A 16,919-nucleotide genomic window follows, 5' to 3' on the forward strand; every position below is an offset into this window, starting at 1 on the left:
ACAATGATGACCACAATGACGACGACAGTGCCGGTGCAGGTACGCCCTGCGGCGCTGGCGCGGCAGGTGCTGCAGGCGCTGCTCGATGAAGTGACCCTGACGCCGAAACCGGGCCTCGTCGATCTGCGCAGCCGTGGCGCCCATGCGGATTTGAACTGGGTCCTGATGTGCCATTCGGCCTGCGTGCTGGAGCCCGTGTTTCAAGCCATGGCCGACGCTGGCGCGCAGATTGAAGACGACGACCTGCTGCGCCAGCGCATCGGCGCCATCGGCCGCGATGGCGAGGCGCTGATGCTGGCAGCCACGGGCGGCGTGAACACGCACCGGGGCGCCATCTGGGCGCTGGGCCTGCTGGTGACGGCGGCGGCGCAGCAGGGGGCTAGGGGCGCATCGCTGGCGCCGCACGTCGTGGCGGCGCGGGCCGGCGCGCTGGCCCGCTTGCATGACCGCGGCGCGCCTGGTGCCACCGGCAACAAGGGCGAGCTGGCGTGCCGCCAGTATCGGGTCGATGGCGCTCGGGGCCAGGCCCGCGCCGGCTTCCCACTGGTGACGGGTGCGGGACTACCCGCGTTGCACGCCTCGCGGGCACGCGGCGACAATGAAACGACGGCGCGGCTGAACGCCTTGCTGGCCATTCTCAGCCAGCTGGACGACACCTGCGTGCTGTCGCGCGGCGGCGAGCCGGCCTTGCTGGAATTGCAGACGGGGGCGGCGCGGGTACTGGCCGCCGGCGGCGCGGCTACGGCCGCCGGCACCGAGGCGCTGCTGGCGCTGGAAGCGGTGGCGCTGGCGCGCGGCGTGTCGCCGGGCGGCACGGCGGACTTGCTGGCGGCCACCCTGTTCCTCGACCGATTGACAGAAGGAGAAGCGCATGGAAACGCGTGACTATACATTCCCGGCAGGACGGCCGGCGGCAGGGCGGGCCCTGGCCGGCGTCGTCGGTTCGGGCGACCTGGAAGTGCTGCTGCAGCCTGGCGACGATGGCGTGATCCGCATCGTCGTGAACACCTCCGTCGATGGCAAGGGCGCCGTGTGGGATGCGCTCCTGCAGCGCGTATTCGGCGGCGAGCCGCTGCCGGCGGCGAGCATCGTCATCAACGATTGCGGCGCCACGCCGGGCGTGGTGCGCATGCGCATCGAGCAAGCGTATGAAGAATTGCAAGCGGGGAGGGCGGCATGAGTACATTGAAGCAATTGCTGGAGCGCGACAGCTTCATCGAACGGGGCGCGCGCAGCCGGGCCAAAGCCTTGCTGGACTCTGGCAGCATGCGCGAACTGCTCGACCCGTTCTGCGGCATGGCTTCGCCCTGGCTGCCGAAACAGGGCGTGACGGCGCAGGCGGATGACGGCGTGGTGGTGGCCAAGGGCCTGTTCGACGGCCAGCCGGCCGTGGTGCTGGCCATCGAGGGCGCCTACCAGGGCGGCAGCATGGGCGAAGTGGGCGGCGCGAAAATCGCCGGCGCGCTGGAACTGGCGGCGCACGACAACCGCAATGGCGTGCCGACACGCGCCGTGATCCTGTTCGAGACGGGCGGCGTGCGCCTGCAGGAAGCGAACCTGGGCTTGGCGGCGATTGCCGACATCCATGCCGCCATCGTCGACCTGCGCCGCTACCAGCCGGTCATTGGGATTACCGCCGGCACCGTGGGCTGCTACGGCGGCATGTCGATCGCGGCGGGCCTCTGCAGCTATCTGGTCGTCACGCGCGAGGCGCGCCTGGGTCTCAACGGGCCGGCCGTGATCGAGCAGGAGGCGGGCGTGGACGAATTCGACTCGCGCAACAAGCCGTTCATCTGGAGCCTGACGGGCGGCGAGCAGCGCTTCCACAGCGGCTTGGCCGACGCCTATGTGGAAGACGACACGGCGCAGATGCGCGCCACCGTGGCCGCATTGTTCGCACGCGGCGTGCCGGCGCAGCACCGCAGCGACCAGGCCGACGTCTTCCTGGCCCGCCTGGCGCAAGTGGACGCGGGCCCGCAAGCCACGCCGGAAGCCGTGCGTAGCATCTACAGCAAAGGAGCAACAGCATGAACGCCATCACCGACACGAGCCGCGGCGCCGTCTGGCTGGCGGCACTCACGAATCACGCTGCGCCGCTGGACGGCTACCCGCCTTCCGTGCGCGTGGTCGACGCGCCGCTGGCGGGCGCGCCGGCGCGCTACCTCGCCGTGCTGCCCGACCCGGACAACCGTTTTGCGCGTGCCCGCACGGGAGAAATCGGCCTGGCCGAGGCGTGGCAGCTGGCGCGCGCCGTGCAGCAGGTGGTTGCCGAGGACCGCGCGCTGGCCGTGAAACGGCCCATCGTCGCCGTCATCGACGTGGCCAGCCAGGCCTATGGCAGGCGCGAGGAAGCGTACGGCATCCACCAGGCGCTGGCCGGCGCGGCGGGGGCTTACGCCGAGGCGCGCCTGGCCGGCCATCCCGTGATCGGGCTGATCGTCGGCAAGGCCATGTCGGGCGCCTTCCTCGCCCACGGCTACCAGGCCAACCGCCTGATCGCGCTCGACGATCCGCAAGTGATGGTGCACGCGATGGGCAAGGCGTCGGCGGCGCGCATCACCCTGCGCACCGTGGCAGCGCTCGAAGCACTGGCCGCGACCATCGCGCCGATGGCCTACGACGTCAGGAACTACGCCAGCCTGGGACTGCTGTGGCAAACCTTGCAGGTAGCGCAGCCCGATGATCCGTCGGCGCAGGATACGGCCGCCGTCGACGCCTGCCTGCAGGCGGCTCTCGGCGATATCCGCGCCGACCCGCAGCGGGATCTTTCCAGCCGCCTGGGCGCGCCGCACCGCCAGGCATCGGCAAGAGTCAGGGAGGTATTGCAGCAGCAGTGGTAGGTGAAACAACAGAGAAGACACCAAGTCATTCCTATTCCTATAACGGAGACAATCATGATCATTTACGGAACCGCATTGCTGGCACTGTGCCATTTGCTCGGCATCTTCCTGGGCGACCTGCTCGGGCAGCTGATGGGCGTCAAGACCAACGTGGGCGGCGTGGGCATCGCCATGCTGCTGCTGATCTGCGCCCGGCTCTACATGCAGCGCCGCGCATGGCTGCCGCAGATGACGGAGCGGGGCGTCGAATACTGGGGCGCCATGTATATTCCCGTGGTGGTGGCCATGGCGGCCCAGCAGGATGTGGTGGCGGCCCTGCGCGGCGGGCCGGTGGCCGTGCTGGCCGCCATCGGTTCCGTGATCGTTTGCGGCGCCGTGATTTCGTTGATTAACCGTTCGGAAAGCCCTGCTGCCATCGCTGCCGCTGAAGCCGACCGCGTGCAAGCCGACTCGATGTTGATGAAGGAGCACCGTCATGCTTGAAATCTTTGAAAAAGCCGCCATCCACAATGGCCTGGTGACGGCCTTCGCCTTTGTCGGCCTGATCATGCTGCTGTCGATCGCCCTGTCGAAGTACCTGACCTTCGGCCGCGTGCACGGCTCGGCCATCGCCATCGTCATCGGTCTGGGCCTCGCTTACTGGGGCGGCGTGCATAGCGGCGGCCACAAGGGACTGGCCGATTTGTCGCTGTTCGGCGGCATCGGCCTGATGGGCGGCGCCATGCTGCGCGATTTTGCCATCGTCGCCACGGCCTTCGAAGTGCAGGCGACGGAAGCGCGCAAGGCTGGCCTGATCGGCTTGGTGGCGCTGGTGCTGGGCGTGGTGCTGCCCTTCCTCGTTGGCGCCGGTGTCGCCTATGCGTTTGGCTATTCGGACGCCGTCAGCATGACCACCATCGGCGCCGGCGCCGTCACGTACATCGTCGGCCCCGTCACGGGCGCGGCCATCGGCGCCAGTTCGGATGTCATGGCCCTGAGCATTGCGGCGGGCCTGATCAAGGCCATCCTGGTGATGGTGGGCACGCCCGCCGCGGCGCGCTTTTTGCGCCTGAAAACGCCCCGTTCTGCGATGGTCTTCGGCGGCCTGGCCGGCACCGTCAGCGGCGTGTCGGCCGGCTTGGCCGCCACGGACCGCAAGCTGGTGCCGTATGGCGCGCTGGTGGCCACGTTTCATACGGGCCTGGGCTGCTTGCTGGGACCATCGTTGCTGTTCTTTGCCGTCAAGGCGGTGGTGGCCTGATGGAAGCCTGGCGCGCGCATGACTTGCTATGGGTATCCGGCTTGCCGGACGGCGCATCCTTGCCCGCCTGGTGCGATGCAGTGTGGCTGCAGGCGGCTCCGCTGGTGGTGCGGCGCGCCAGTAGCGCGCCCGGGCGCATCCCCGTGGGCTTGCGCGGCCAGCTGCGCAGCGAGCGGCACGGGTTTGAAATAGACGCTGCCGCCGTCGTGCGCCGTGTGGCGCCGGAAATGCTGGCGCACGTGCCGCTGCCTGGTGTTTCCTGCGCCGCGCTCGATGCGCTGCGGCAGGTGGCGCCACTGCTCGACGCTACGGGCTGGGCCTGGGGGCCAACGGGCGGCGTGGGATTCGCCCTGGCCAGCGGCTCGCCCGTGCTGCGCGCCGACAGCGACCTCGATCTCGTGCTGCGCATCGCCGCGCCGCCGGACGCCGCGCAGGCCGGTGCCCTGCGTACCATCGCGGCGACTGTCACGGCGTGCCGGCTGGATCTGCAGATCGACACGGGCAGTGGCGGCTTTGCGTATGCCGAGTGGGCGGCGGGCCGGGGCAAGGTCTTGCTGAAAACGGATCACGGTCCCGTGCTGACGGCCACGCCATGGGAGATGGCATGAGCGTGTTGTTTACCTTTCCCGGCCAGGGCGCCCAGTATCCGGGCATGCTGCATGCGCTGCCCGACGACCTGGCCGTGGCGGAGGCTTTGGCCGAAGCGGCGGGCGTGCTGGGCCACGATTCCCTGGCGCTGGACACGGCTGCCGCGCTGGCGTCGACGCGGGCCGTGCAACTGTGCTTGCTGATTGCGGGCGTGGCCATGGCGCGCTCCCTGGCGGCGCGCGGCGCGCTGCCCGACATGGTGGCCGGCTTTTCCATCGGCGAATATGCGGCGGCCGTCGTCGCCGGCGCGCTCGATTATGCGGATGCACTGCGCCTGGTGGCGCGGCGCGGAGAGCTGATGGAGCAGGCATATCCCAACGGCTACGGCATGGCGGCCATCATCGGGCTTGATCTGGCGCAACTCGAACCCGTGCTGGCCGAGGTGCACGGCGCAGCTACGCCCGTGTATGTCGCCAACCTGAATGCGCCGCGCCAGATCGCCATTGCCGGCAGCGAAGCCGCCTTGCAAGCCGTGATGGCGCTGGCCCTGGCGCACGGCGCCAGCAAGGCCAAGCGCCTGGCCGTCGGCGTACCGTCGCATTGCCCGCTGCTGGAAGGCGCGGCGCTCGACATGGCCACCGCCTTCGAGGGCGTGGCCCTGCGCCGGCCATCGCTCGTCTATCTGAGCAGCAGCGCGGCGCGCGCGCTGTTCGACCCGGCCCGCATCCGCGACAGCCTGGCGGCCAACATGGCCCAGCGCGTACAGTGGAGCAGTACCGTGCGCCTGGCGTGGGAGCGGGGCGCCCGCCTGGCGCTGGAAATGCCGCCCGGCAGCGTCCTCACGCGGCTGACGGCGCCCGACTTCACGGACGGCGTGGCCATCTGCTGCGACGGCAACCGGGGCGACAGTCTGCTGGCGCTGGTACAGCGGGAGCGCAACGGCGCCGTGCCTTAAAGCCTGGCGCTCAAGCCAATCTGGAATCCACGGCCCGGCAAGGGCGCGATATATTTCAGTGGAGAATTGTGCGGCCGGGCATCGTCATCGAGCAGGTTGGTGCCGCTGATGAACACGTCGATGCCTGCAAACGGCGAGTTCGGCACCTGCAGTGCGCGGCTCACCTGGAAGTTCACCATGGTGTAGCCGTCGAGCGGCACTTCCTCGCTGACGCTCTTGCCCAGGTACTTTTGCTTGTCATACCGGGTGCCGGACAGCCTGGCCTTCCACCCCATGTTTTCCCACAGCAGATTCGCGCCATAGCGGTTGGTGGGCATGTTGGGCAGATACGCGCCATCGTTGTGCGCGCGCAGCTTGTCGGGGTTGTCCGCCTTGTTCTTGACCAGGTCGGCAAATGCGGACAGGTTCAGTTTTCCGTAGCTGCCAAGCTGTATGACCTGGGAAGCGTCGATCTCGAATCCCTTGACCGTCGTATCTGTCTGCTTCCAATATTTCAAGGGCAGGCGATTGGCCATCTGGGCGCCCGAGTGGCCAAGGTAGAGATAATTCTCGTACTTCATGACATAGCCCGTCGCCGACATGGCAAAGCCGCGATTGCCGAACAGGGCGGTGACTTCGGTATTTCGAGCGCGCTCGGCCTTCAAGTCCTGGTTGCCTTCTTCCTGGGTCATGATCGAATAGTGACGGTTGCTTGCATACAACTCATTGACGTCGGGTGCTCTTTCCGAAGAGGCATAGCGCAGCTTCGCGCCGAACAGCTGGCCAAGCTTGGCCGAGGCGCCCAGGCTGTAGCTGTTCAGGCTGAACGACCTGTCCTCGAGTTTGGTATTTTTTGCATTCCTCGACGTCTTGAATCCGCTCTTGAGGATCTCGTGCTCCACTTTTTCATGGCGCAAGCCCGCGTCGAAGGTGGCCCAGTCGACGTCGAGGCTTTCCTTGACGAACAGCGCGCGGCTGGTCGTGCTCGCATCGGGCAGGTAAAGCTGCGGGCCGCTGCCGGCGATATCCCTGGCTTTATGGCTGAGGCCAAGCAAGCCGCTCAAGGGCCCTGCGCGCCGGTGCGCCAGCAGGAGCTCGGCCTGATTGGTGTCGAACTGGTAGTCATTCGCCTTGGCCGCACCGAGGCGTTCTCCCGAGGCATTGCTCACGCGGGACACGCGTAGTTGCGCGCTTTCAATGTACGCGACGGGGTCGAGCAGATTGGCTTCCAGCGCATATTTATCTTGCTGTATCACCACGCCGACGGGCAGCCCTTCGTCATAGTTCGCGCCGAAAGACTTGTTTTCCATGGAAAAACCCGGCACGCCATACTCGCTATTCTTGGTATCGATGCTGACGGCCACGTAGCCACGATTGAAAAAGTAGGTGCTGCCGACGGCAAAGTGGGAATTGCTGGCATAGCTGTTGCCCAGGGTGCCATGGTAGTCGGGGGTCACGTCCTTGTTGATCTTGTTCTGGGTCGTCGACGGCGTACCCGGCACGTAAGCGGGGTTGGCCGGATTGACGTAGGTCTTGCGCTGCCAGACGGACGTCGGCTGATTGGTATAGAAGGAAAAGTCTCCATCCGCCCAGTCCGGATTTTCCGTCATGAATTGGTCGATAAACGGTTGTGAAGCCTTGTTGTAGACTTGCTGGATCCTCGCTTCTTTCTGGCAACTGTCGGCCAGGAAGGTATTCACGCCGCCCTTCAAGGGGAACAGCTGGTTGTTGCACACGCCGGCCTTGCTGTTGCCGGGAATATCGTAATGCCCGATCTTCTGGAAGGACAGCTGCAGATTCGTCGAGAAGTGCTTGCCATCGTTGAGGTTCATGCGCAAGCCCTGGGCATTGGCATCGTTGAAACCCTTGCGCAGGACAAATTCCAGGTCCTTCTCCTTGCTTTCCATCTTCCTGGAAATGAGGCCGGAATCCACGTCGACGCTGCCGCCAATCGCATTGCCGCCGAAACGCACGGCGTCCGACGATTTGTTGACGGTCGCGCTGCGCGCAAACAGCGGATCGAACGGGATGTTGATGTCGCCGCTGAGCGCATTCATGCCGAGGATGGACTGGCCATCCTCGAGGATCTGCACGCGGCTGCCGCTCAGGCTGCGTATCACCGGCGCGCCCGCATTCGGCCCGAAGGCACTGCTTTGCACGCCCGAGACATGTTCGAGCATGCCGCCCAGGGTCCGGTTCTGGGCTTGCGTATTCTCGACGAGGACGACGCTGTCGATGCTGGAAGGCCGGTCAGCCCGGACCTTGATGGTTTGCAGGGTGACGTCGTCCGCCGCGTAAGCGAGCGGGGCAGTGGACAGCATGGCAGCTGCGAATACGTGATGGCGCATAGGACTTTCTAAAAAGGCGGAAGGTGGTGCTGGACGCAGGCCCGGCGTGAAGGTGTAAATGCAATAGAGTTGCAATAATAACTTGCGCGTAATGCTATTGCAAGTAAACTGCATTTAATGGCATTGGCGGACTGGCGCACGGAAGCTGCGCAGCGCAGGCAGCCGGCATGTGCCGGCTACTGGGTTGTAAAGTGGGGAGGTGTGCTGGCCTTGCGCGTTGCGCGTGATCAGGCCGCTGGCAAGGTGTGCGGCGCAGACTGCATTGGTCCGCCTGCGCCGTGATGGAGTCGCTGCCTCAGGTGAAGTTTGCTGGCTTTTTCGCCTGCAGCCGGCGCGCGCGCCGTTTCCTCTCCCAGATGACGATGCCCGTCACGGAAAGCATGGCCACCATCACGCCCATGAAGGACATCATGATGCGCCCGGGCAAGCCGAGGATGCGGCCCGAATGCAGGGGGAACTGCAGTTGCACGAAGACGTCGGCGGCCGTGCCTTCCCACGGCTTGTGCTGGCCGATGATGCTGCCATCCATGCCGTCGACGTACAGGTTCGACAGGCTCATGCCGGCCGCGCCGAATTCGTCGGCGGGGTCGAAGAAGGAGACGTTGTAGAACGAATAGTTGCCGCCATAATAAATGCCGCCGATGGGCGAGGCGATGCCGCGCTGCACGGCCTGCTTTTTGGCGATCTCCACCGCCTGCTCGAAACCGATCACGGGCGTGATATACGTGCCGTAGGGCGCCGGCGTCTGGGTTTCGTACGGCCCCGGCGTGGTGGTGGAGACCAGCGACATGACGGGATAAAACACTTCGCGGTACAGGTTCAGCGAGAACGACGTAAACGCGACGACAATAATGATTATCCACACCCACAGGCCGCCCGCGCGGTGCAGATCGAAATTGAGCTTGTAGCCGCCAGCCGCCCAGCGCAGCACCCACGACGGTTTCCACCGTTGCCACCAGCTGGCGGCATCGCGGTGGCGCGGCGTTTCGTCTTGCGCGCGCGGGCGCAAGCGGCGCGGCGTGGTCAGGTAGAACGCCACCATGCTGTCGAGCAGCCAGATCAGGGCGACGCTCCCCATCAGCCAGTAGCCCCAGCGGTCCGTGCCCCAGAAGGCGGGGACGTGCAGGCTGTAGTGCAGATGGCGCAAGAACGGCATCAGGCTGCGGCGCGACAGGGAAATGGCCGTCGAATCGCGCGTGCCCGTGATCTGCGCCGTGACGGGGTCGATGTAGACGGTGTTGTAGTCGAGCACGAACGGTTTGTTCGTGGCCGGGTCGGTTAGCGGGCGCACCATGAAGGCGGCCGCATGGCCTTCTTCCAGGCCCAGGGTCATGTAATTGACTTCCACGCGCGGGTCGGCGGCAGCGACTTTTTGCGCCAGCGCAAATGGTTGCTGCAGGGGGCCGCGGCCCGGCGTGTCCATGATGTCGGCGTTGAGCCATTCATCCAGTTCATGGTCCCACGACGTGACGGCGCCCGTGAGGCCGGCAACGATGAGGAAGAGGGCGATGGTAAGACCGGCCCAGCGGTGTATGACAGTCCAGAAAGCGCGCATGCGGTACAAACCTTCAACATAAAACCGGCTTGTTGCCGCCAGCGGGCGCCACCGGGGCGCACAGGGAAAAGCCAGGCACGGGCCTGGTATTTTGATAATGGGAATCGTTCTCATTATCCGCCGTGGCGCAGCGTTTGTCCAGCGCCAATGGTGTTGCCCAATGTTAAATAGCGCATGCTAAGATGCTAGCAAGAAGTTAATTTACATTCCATGTGGAAATATTCAAGGCTGAAGCGGCATGCGCATAGAAGATAGGAACAATGTCCGCATTAGCGAACGCAGCGGTGTGCCGCAGGCGGGCGCGGCAGCTACCATGGTGTTCATGCACGGCTTTGGCTGTGATCAAACCATGTGGCGCTACCTGGAGCCGCTGTTTCGTGCGCGCTACCGCACCGTGCTGTTCGACCTGGTCGGCAGCGGCGCTTCGGACCTGGCCGCCTATGATTTCGATACCTATGCGCGGCTCGACGCGCATGGGGCCGATTTGCGCCAAGTCATCCATGCGGTCGGCGGCGGCCCCGTCATTTGCATCGGCCATTCCGTCAGCGCCATGAGCGCCTTGCTGGCGACGATCGCCGAGCCGGATCTGTTCGCCGCACAAATCATGCTGGCGCCGTCGCCGTGCTATGTCGACGATGCGGCGGCCGGCTACCGGGGCGGCTTCAGCCGTGCCGATATCGACGACTTGCTCGATGCCATGGAGAGCAATTACCTGGGCTGGTCCGCCGGCATGGCGCCCGCCATCATGGGCGCGCCCGGCCAGCCGGCGCTGGGGCAAGACCTGGTGAACAGCTTTTGCCGCACGGATCCGACCATCGCCCGGCATTTCGCGCAAACCACTTTTTTGTCCGACCACCGCGCCGTCTTGCCGCACAACAGCACGCCTGCCCTGATCGTGCAATGCAGCGACGACTTCATCGCACCGCCGTTTGTGGGCGAGTACCTGCGCCAGATGCTGCCGCACAGCAGCCTGCACGTGATCGAGAATGTGGGCCATTGTCCGCACATGAGCGTGCCCGACGCCAGCTACCGCACCATCCGTCATTTTCTCGATGGCCTGCACCTGTAATGCGCGACACGATGCCTTCCCTGCCTGATACCGGTACCCTGTTCCAGCACGCGGCTTGCGGCTTGCTGCTGTGCACGGCCGATGGCACCATCGTGCAGGCGAACGCCACCTTCTGTGGCTGGCTAGGCTATGGCGCCGGGGAATTGCTCGGGAAAAAGAAATTACAGGATTTGCTGACCATCGGCGGGCGCGTATTCCACCAGACCCACTGGCTGCCCCTGATGCAGATGCAGGGCAGCGTGTCGGAAATCTTGCTCGACATGCGCCAGCGCCAGGGGCAATCCATCCCCATGCTGTTCAACGCCGTGCGCCGCGAGCACGAGGGCGTGCGTTATGACGAGATCGCCGTCTTTGTCGCCAGCGACCGGCGCAAATATGAACAGCAGCTGCAGCTGGCGCGCAAGGAGGCCGGCGAGCTCAACGAGCAGCTGGCGGCCGCCGACCGGCGCAAGGACGAGTTCCTGGCCACCCTGGCGCACGAGCTGCGCAACCCGCTGGCGCCCATGCGCAATGTGCTGGAAGTGCTGCGCCTGGCGCAGCTCGACGACCCGCAACTGTGCTGGGCGCGGGACGTGCTGGGCCGGCAAGTGGGGCACATGACGCACCTGGTCGACGATTTGATGGAAGTGTCGCGCATCACGCAGGGCCGTCTGGAACTGCGCCGCGCCAGCGTGGAACTGGCGCCCGTGGTGGAAGCGGCCCTGCACAGCGTGGCGGAGCTGGCCGCGCAATCCGGCCACAAAGTGCTCGTGGAGCAATGGCCGCAGCCCATCTGGCTCGACGCCGATGCCACGCGCCTGGGGCAGATGATCGCCAACCTGCTGACCAACGCCGCCAAGTACACGCCCGCCAATGGCGTCATCGGGCTGGAGGTGGCCTGCACGGCAAACGAAGTACACATTACCGTGCGCGATTCGGGCATTGGCATCGCGCCCGGGCACCTGGACAAGGTGTTCGAGCTGTTTTCGCAGCTGGAGCCGGCCCTGTCGCGGGCCCAGGGCGGCCTGGGCATCGGCCTGTCTCTCGTGCGGGGCCTGGCCGAATTGCATGGTGGTAGCATCAGCGCGCACAGCGATGGCGTGGGGCAGGGCAGCACCTTTGTATTGCGCCTGCCGTTGCCGGCCGTGCCTTTGCTGGCGCCGCCCGAGCCCAACCGCCGCTTGCTGGCCGGCACGCGCGAGGGCAAGGTGCTGGTGATCGATGACAGCGCCGACGCGGCCGAAAGCCTGGCGCTGGCGCTCGACATCCTCGGCTATGACGTGCGCACGGCCTACGACGGCACGGCCGGCATGGCGGCGGCGCACAGCTTCATGCCGCAAGTGATATTGCTCGACATCGGCTTGCCGCACATGAATGGCTACGACGTGGCGCGGCTGCTGCGTAGTGAACCCTGCGGCAAGGATGCCATCCTCGTGGCCGTCACGGGCTGGGGCCAGGACAAGGACCGCCAGATGGCGTCCGATGCGGGCTTTGATTTGCACCTGACCAAGCCCGTGGATTTTTATGAGCTCGATGCGGTGCTGCAAAAGATGCTGCAGGCGGAGTGAGCCGGAACCGGTCATGGAAAAAGCGCATGACGGAATGGAATACCGCGCCGGGCGATGCCGGCCGATGCCAGGCGGCCTGTCTGGATCGCTGTGATGGCGTGCTGGCTGCTCCAGCTTGGGCTCAAGGCGCTCCCCCCCTTGGTCCTCCAGGCCGCCAGCGCCACGCACTGGTATGTCTTGCAGGCCGCTATTTTCATAGGCTCTGCCATTGCCGCTGGACTGGCTGCCAGGCTGGCGCCGGGCAAGCCGCTGGCGGTGGCCTCTGCGCTCGTCGTCCTAAGCCTGTTGTCGGCCTGCTTCGAGCAATTTCCCCAGGCCATGTCTGCCATTATGGCGCTCGTCTGGTTGGGCGGGTCATGCCTGGGGTTGATAGTGGGCGTGTCGCTGGCGCGACAATGGGCGCGGAACGCAAACTGAAACAAGGCCGAGGACGGCGTAGCCGTTTCGCCCCGCATAATGGAAAGCATGGAACAACTGATAGAACTTGAAATCGCCGTATTCCAGCTGCGCATGGGATTTAGCCGTGCCGACAGCTGCGTGGACTGGGCCGTGGAACGCCTACGCCTGGACGAGGAGGGTGACGACCTGGAGGTCGTGCTGCTGGCCAGCGCCCGTGGCCGCGACGAGGTGCTGCCGCTGGCCGACGTGATCATCGAGCGTTACCGGGGCGTGCAGCGGCTGCCTGAGCAATTTCTGGCAGGCAAATATATCGTCGAGTTGCGCGCCGCCTACTTGGCGGGCCGGGAAAGCGTGTCGTCGCTCGATGCCATCTTTACTCGCCTGTATCCGGCGCTTGACTACCCGGACTGGCTGGTGATGCTGAGCCGCAATTGCGAATACGCGACGGACGTTGCCAATTTCGAGCAGCCGTTCGAGGATGAGTTTCGCTATATCGCCGGCCTGTGGACGCAAGCGGAGAGCCTGGCCGCGTTCGAGGGAGTATACCGCCGGGAAACGTCCAATGGGCACGATATAAGGTAATCGCGGTAGTGGCGCTGCTGGCGGCATCGTCGTCAGGCAGCCAGCAGCGCCGGTGGCCCGCGCCTGTATTTATTCCATGCGATAGAGGTTGGGGCCGAAAGGCGTGGATGCCATGTTCTGCAGCAACTGCATGCGTTCTGGCAAGCGACTGGCGATGAGCAGTGCCAGCACGCACAGCGCCGGGCTCAGCCATTGCCAGCCCGACAGCACGGTTTGCACGTAGGTCAGCAGCACGGTGCCTGCAATGATGCACCAGAGCCCGAATCTTTTCAGCACCAGCACCATGGCAAAAACGAGGATGGCCGAGTCCATGGAAAAATACCAAGGCGCAAACGCTGCTTGCGTCGCCACCAGCAAGGCGCCGCCGACGCCGCCAATCAGGCCGGCGGCCACGTGGTTGCCGGCACGCGCGGCGGGAGCCATTCTATGGAGCAGGTACAGTAGGCCGGACGCGGCTGCCACCACCAGCATGCCCGCCACGAAGATGCTGCTGCTCTCTGTGCCGGATGGCGTGGCCTCCACCAATGGGCGGATCAGCGGTTCCGCCCGCGCAGCGCCACCAGGATAGGCGGGATTGCCCAGTTGCGCGATGAATGGCATGGCGGTAGCGTACACGGCCAGCGACACGATGGCGCAGGCTTCCACCGGCAGCGTGCGTGCCCAGAAATACATCAGGGCGGCAAGCGTGGCGGTGGCGGCTCCTGCGGCCACGAGCAGTAGCCATGGCGGCAACGGCTGGGCGATGGCATCGGCTCCGCCGAGCATGGCGTACACGCAGGCGCCCGTCGCCGGATAGATCAGGTAGCCCAGCGCAGGCAACTGCGCGCGGCCCACGGCGCAATACAGGCCGATGGCGATCACGATCACTGGCGTGCTCTGCCTCAGACGGGGTGTCAGGCTGAAGGGCAACAGAAAATCCAGGATCGTCCCGGCCAGCACGAGGGTGGCGATGATGGCAAAGGCACGGACATGGGAATCGGGCGTGTCGCTCCGCGCCGCCACCGGCAGCGCTGCGCCATGCATGGGCGTAACCGGTCGCCACAGCCGGCGATGGCGCATGCCCCAGGCGAGCGCCAGCAGCACCAGCATCATGACATCGCTCGTCTCGCTGTTCAGGGCACCGCCGCTTAGCTCCGCCATATACGTGGCGTAGCCGGCGCCGAGGAGGCCCAGTGCCAAGCCCGCGACGGCGCCGCCCTTGACGTTTCCGAGTCCGCCGGCCAACGCCGCCACCAAGGGCGCCACCAATGGCGCTAAGCCGATGGAGATGACCACAGTCCTGGCAGCACCGAAGGTCAGGGTCTCCCCCACGCCGCTTGCCGCACCGAGCAGCCCCGCCCACAGCAGGGCTGCGCGCTGGCGCTCGGTGGCCGGCGTGCCGGACGCCGTAGTGGCGGGGAAATAGAGCGGGCACAGGCAGATCAGCAGCATGCCCGTCGCCACAATCACGAGTGGTGTCAGCGGCAGCACGGCACCGCCAGGCTTGATGACATCCGGGCCCGGTAAAAAGGCGGGCAGCATCTGCTGGTTCCAGGCCACGGACGCGATCATCAGGACAGCGATGGCGCTGACCAGGCCTGCCAGCAATTGTTCCACCGGCGTGGCCCGGCGCATGTGCCGCCAGAAATGGCGCTCGTACAGGAACAGCATGAGGGCGGCTGCGGCCCAGCTTGCTGCCAGCACCAACAGCAGCATGGCGTAGGCGGGCAGACCATCCAGCGAGCCTTGCAGCCAGATGACCGCCGTGCTGCCGAGCATGGCCGCCACGCTTGGCACGGCGGCAAAGCCCAGACAGAGTGCGCCGTATTCACGGTACAGCAAGCTGTGGCCGCTGGCCGCCAGCGAGGTCAGCATGCCCAAGGCGAGGCCATTGCAAAGCAAAAGGAGCAAATCCCCGTTCATCATGCCGCAGCCGGAGCGTGTGCTACGTCCTGTTTGCTGGCTTTTGCGCCGGTGCCCACGGCCAGGGCCTCTGCCTGAACATTGCCGCCATGAACGATGATCCCATTGTTGAGGATGGTGGTGCGCCGTTCGCGGATATCGGCATTGTCGTAGCCGTGCGCTTCGAGGAAGTCGGCCAGCTCGTCAAGCAGCTTGCGTTCGATTAATTTTCGGTTGAAATCTTCGTCCGAGCGCTGGAAGTAATGGCGCCACGCGGGCGCCGACAATGCTTCGCGCAAGCTGGTGCTGGCGCCGAAATTGTAGCTGGCGCTGTATTCGATATGCTCCGCGCGCTCGCGCACATATTTGTCCATGCTGAAGGATTCGGCAAAGCTGGACAATTCGTCGGCGAGCAGTAGCAGCGTGGCGCCAAACGCCATGAAGGGGCCAAGCACGCAGGCGGCCAGCCAGCGCTGCAAGCGTTCCTGCCAGCGGATCTTGGCCACTTTGTCGACCTTGCGGTAGGAGTCTTCCACCGGACCGAGGAAGTAGCGGTTGAATTCGACATACAAGCCGTTGCCGCGCAACACAAAGCGGACATAGTAAGTGGTGATGATTTCGCCACCCCAGTCGACAATCTGCACGCACAGATAGTGGCGCATATGCCGCTCGCTGGTGCCCAGACATTGCGCCAGGCGCGCGGCAGCGATCACCTGGGCAGGACGTTGCCATTCTCCGAAGCACAGGTCTTCCGGCCCGCGCGCCTGCGTTCCATGGACAAAAACGGGATCCATGCAGCGCAAGCCGGGCAGCTGCATGGCTTGCAGTGCTGCCTTGATATGCGCGTACAGCTGCGTTGCCGTGAATGGCGTGACGGCCTGTTTTGCGCTCTCGCCGCGGGGCGCATTCAGCGCGCAGTTGAATGACCAACCGCTTTCCTGGATGCCGGCGCCGATGAACGGGATGAAGCCGCGGTACAGGATCAGGTTCTGCCCGGGGACGGGCAGGGCGTCTTCGATGCGCTTGGGAATGGGGTGCTGTCCATATTGCTGCACGCAGGCCGCATAGTTGAAGTTGCCGCGCCGAAAACCCTGCGCGTGGCGGTCGGCGGCGTTTGCGCGTCTGACGTTGGCGCCTGCCGCCACGAGTACGCCGAGCGCGATGAGCGCCGGTATGTCGAGCAGGTAGGCCAGCAGCATCAGCAGCACGGCGGCGGCGAAGGCGAGCCTGTAGCGCCGTTGCAGCTGTTCGCCGACCAGGCAAATCTGTATCAGCAGGCGCACGTCCAGGCCGAATTCCGGCGCCACGGCGTCATAGTTTTTATGGAAGAAATGCAGTATGCGGCGGCGAAAACCCAGGCCGCCAAGGAAGGCCTGACCACCGAGGAGGCGGATGACTTCCGCATCATCGTGCAGGTGCGCTGCCTGCTCAGCTTGCCTGGTGGCGGCTTGCTGCAGTTCTTCGGGTATGGGATCCGTCATGTTCGCCTCCGCCGCTTGTGTGCAATGCCATTACAGGCCGAAATACTGCAATGGCAAGCGCAGCGCGCTGGCGATCGCCTTGACGGGTGTCGCCAGTGCTACCACGTCGGCAATCACCACGCCGGCCATCTGCAGTTTGTCTTTCAGACTGTGCAGCATATGCTGTATCCCTTCGGGCTGCGTCTTGTCAGAGCGCACCATGTCAGCCATGGCTTGCGTTTCCTGTTTGACAATGGCTGCCGCACCGGCATTGAGGGGCAACTGAGCGATCGCTTGTTCTAGCTGGGCAATGGCATCCTGCAAGGTCTTCTGCGTGGCGCTATCGACTCTGGTGACCGTCTTGCTGGCAGACGCGTTTTGGCCAAAGGCAAATACGTCCGCAGTGAGGGTATTGGTGTGCAATGTATAGCTTTCCGTGGCAGGGGGCGCAGCGGGTTTCTTCATGATCTTTCTCC

At 65.1% G+C, this 16,919-nt stretch carries 17 protein-coding genes; 12 read left to right on the top strand and 5 right to left on the bottom strand.

The window, feature by feature from the left end:
- The first annotated feature begins 15 nt into the window (after positions 1 to 15).
- From BLT98_RS00130 to mdcH, 8 genes are read left to right on the top strand one after another with little or no spacing between them, the layout of a single operon-like run.
- Complete coding sequence (locus BLT98_RS00130; RefSeq protein WP_244517431.1) at positions 16 to 885, top strand: triphosphoribosyl-dephospho-CoA synthase; 870 nt, start codon at positions 16 to 18, stop codon at positions 883 to 885.
- The gene (locus BLT98_RS00135) at positions 872 to 1,180 is read left to right on the top strand and encodes a malonate decarboxylase subunit delta (protein WP_092604755.1); all 309 of its coding nucleotides are present in this window, start codon (positions 872 to 874) and stop codon (positions 1,178 to 1,180) included. The genes BLT98_RS00130 and BLT98_RS00135 overlap by 14 nt, the downstream gene beginning before the upstream one ends.
- A complete protein-coding gene (locus BLT98_RS00140; protein ID WP_092604756.1) occupies positions 1,177 to 2,031 on the top strand; it encodes a biotin-independent malonate decarboxylase subunit beta in 855 nt (284 codons plus the stop codon). Before BLT98_RS00135 ends, BLT98_RS00140 begins: the two co-directional genes overlap by 4 nt.
- The gene (gene mdcE, locus BLT98_RS00145; RefSeq protein ID WP_092604757.1) at positions 2,028 to 2,840 is read left to right on the top strand and encodes a biotin-independent malonate decarboxylase subunit gamma; all 813 of its coding nucleotides are present in this window, start codon (positions 2,028 to 2,030) and stop codon (positions 2,838 to 2,840) included. The genes BLT98_RS00140 and mdcE overlap by 4 nt, the downstream gene beginning before the upstream one ends.
- Positions 2,841 to 2,894: 54 nt before the next feature.
- Positions 2,895 to 3,323, top strand: a complete 429-nt coding sequence (madL, locus tag BLT98_RS00150; protein WP_092604758.1) for a malonate transporter subunit MadL — start codon at positions 2,895 to 2,897, stop codon at positions 3,321 to 3,323.
- Positions 3,316 to 4,080 (top strand): malonate transporter subunit MadM, encoded by a 765-nt coding sequence (gene madM, locus BLT98_RS00155; RefSeq protein ID WP_034781494.1) that lies wholly within the window; start codon positions 3,316 to 3,318, stop codon positions 4,078 to 4,080. Before madL ends, madM begins: the two co-directional genes overlap by 8 nt.
- A complete protein-coding gene (locus tag BLT98_RS00160; RefSeq protein ID WP_092604759.1) occupies positions 4,080 to 4,688 on the top strand; it encodes a malonate decarboxylase holo-ACP synthase in 609 nt (202 codons plus the stop codon). Before madM ends, BLT98_RS00160 begins: the two co-directional genes overlap by 1 nt.
- Complete coding sequence (mdcH, locus tag BLT98_RS00165; RefSeq protein ID WP_092606671.1) at positions 4,685 to 5,623, top strand: malonate decarboxylase subunit epsilon; 939 nt, start codon at positions 4,685 to 4,687, stop codon at positions 5,621 to 5,623. Before BLT98_RS00160 ends, mdcH begins: the two co-directional genes overlap by 4 nt.
- Here the strand turns inward: mdcH and BLT98_RS00170 are convergent.
- Positions 5,620 to 7,923 (bottom strand): TonB-dependent receptor, encoded by a 2,304-nt coding sequence (locus BLT98_RS00170; protein ID WP_244517330.1) that lies wholly within the window; start codon positions 7,921 to 7,923, stop codon positions 5,620 to 5,622. The genes mdcH and BLT98_RS00170 overlap by 4 nt on opposite strands.
- Positions 7,924 to 8,245: 322 nt before the next feature.
- Complete coding sequence (locus BLT98_RS00175; protein ID WP_092606674.1) at positions 8,246 to 9,505, bottom strand: PepSY-associated TM helix domain-containing protein; 1,260 nt, start codon at positions 9,503 to 9,505, stop codon at positions 8,246 to 8,248.
- Between the two features lie 238 nt (positions 9,506 to 9,743).
- Between BLT98_RS00175 and BLT98_RS00180 the strand changes: the two genes are divergently transcribed.
- From BLT98_RS00180 to BLT98_RS00195, 4 genes are all read left to right on the top strand, one after another.
- On the top strand, positions 9,744 to 10,574 hold the full coding sequence (locus BLT98_RS00180; protein WP_092604761.1) for an alpha/beta fold hydrolase: 831 nt from the start codon (positions 9,744 to 9,746) through the stop codon (positions 10,572 to 10,574).
- A gap of 11 nt (positions 10,575 to 10,585) precedes the next feature.
- Positions 10,586 to 12,121 (top strand): hybrid sensor histidine kinase/response regulator, encoded by a 1,536-nt coding sequence (locus BLT98_RS00185; RefSeq protein ID WP_092606677.1) that lies wholly within the window; start codon positions 10,586 to 10,588, stop codon positions 12,119 to 12,121.
- A 93-nt stretch (positions 12,122 to 12,214) separates the two neighbouring features.
- A complete protein-coding gene (locus BLT98_RS00190) occupies positions 12,215 to 12,538 on the top strand; it encodes a hypothetical protein (protein ID WP_139178907.1) in 324 nt (107 codons plus the stop codon).
- Positions 12,539 to 12,586: 48 nt separating this feature from the next.
- Positions 12,587 to 13,102, top strand: coding sequence for a hypothetical protein (locus BLT98_RS00195; RefSeq protein WP_092604763.1), 516 nt, complete (start codon positions 12,587 to 12,589; stop codon positions 13,100 to 13,102).
- Positions 13,103 to 13,171: 69 nt separating this feature from the next.
- Here the strand turns inward: BLT98_RS00195 and BLT98_RS00200 are convergent, their stop codons facing one another.
- The 3 genes from BLT98_RS00200 to BLT98_RS00210 are packed head-to-tail and all read right to left on the bottom strand — an operon-like array spanning position 13,172 to position 16,908.
- Positions 13,172 to 14,962, bottom strand: coding sequence for a hypothetical protein (locus BLT98_RS00200; protein WP_211614763.1), 1,791 nt, complete (start codon positions 14,960 to 14,962; stop codon positions 13,172 to 13,174).
- A 41-nt stretch (positions 14,963 to 15,003) separates the two neighbouring features.
- Positions 15,004 to 16,464 (bottom strand): hypothetical protein, encoded by a 1,461-nt coding sequence (locus BLT98_RS00205; protein ID WP_092604765.1) that lies wholly within the window; start codon positions 16,462 to 16,464, stop codon positions 15,004 to 15,006.
- Positions 16,465 to 16,494: 30 nt separating this feature from the next.
- On the bottom strand, positions 16,495 to 16,908 hold the full coding sequence (locus tag BLT98_RS00210; RefSeq protein ID WP_092604766.1) for a hypothetical protein: 414 nt from the start codon (positions 16,906 to 16,908) through the stop codon (positions 16,495 to 16,497).
- Between the last annotated feature and the right edge of the window lie 11 nt (positions 16,909 to 16,919).

Origin of the sequence: Janthinobacterium sp. YR213 (assembly GCF_900099875.1) — a bacterium.
Classification (GTDB): domain Bacteria; phylum Pseudomonadota; class Gammaproteobacteria; order Burkholderiales; family Burkholderiaceae_D; genus Janthinobacterium; species Janthinobacterium lividum.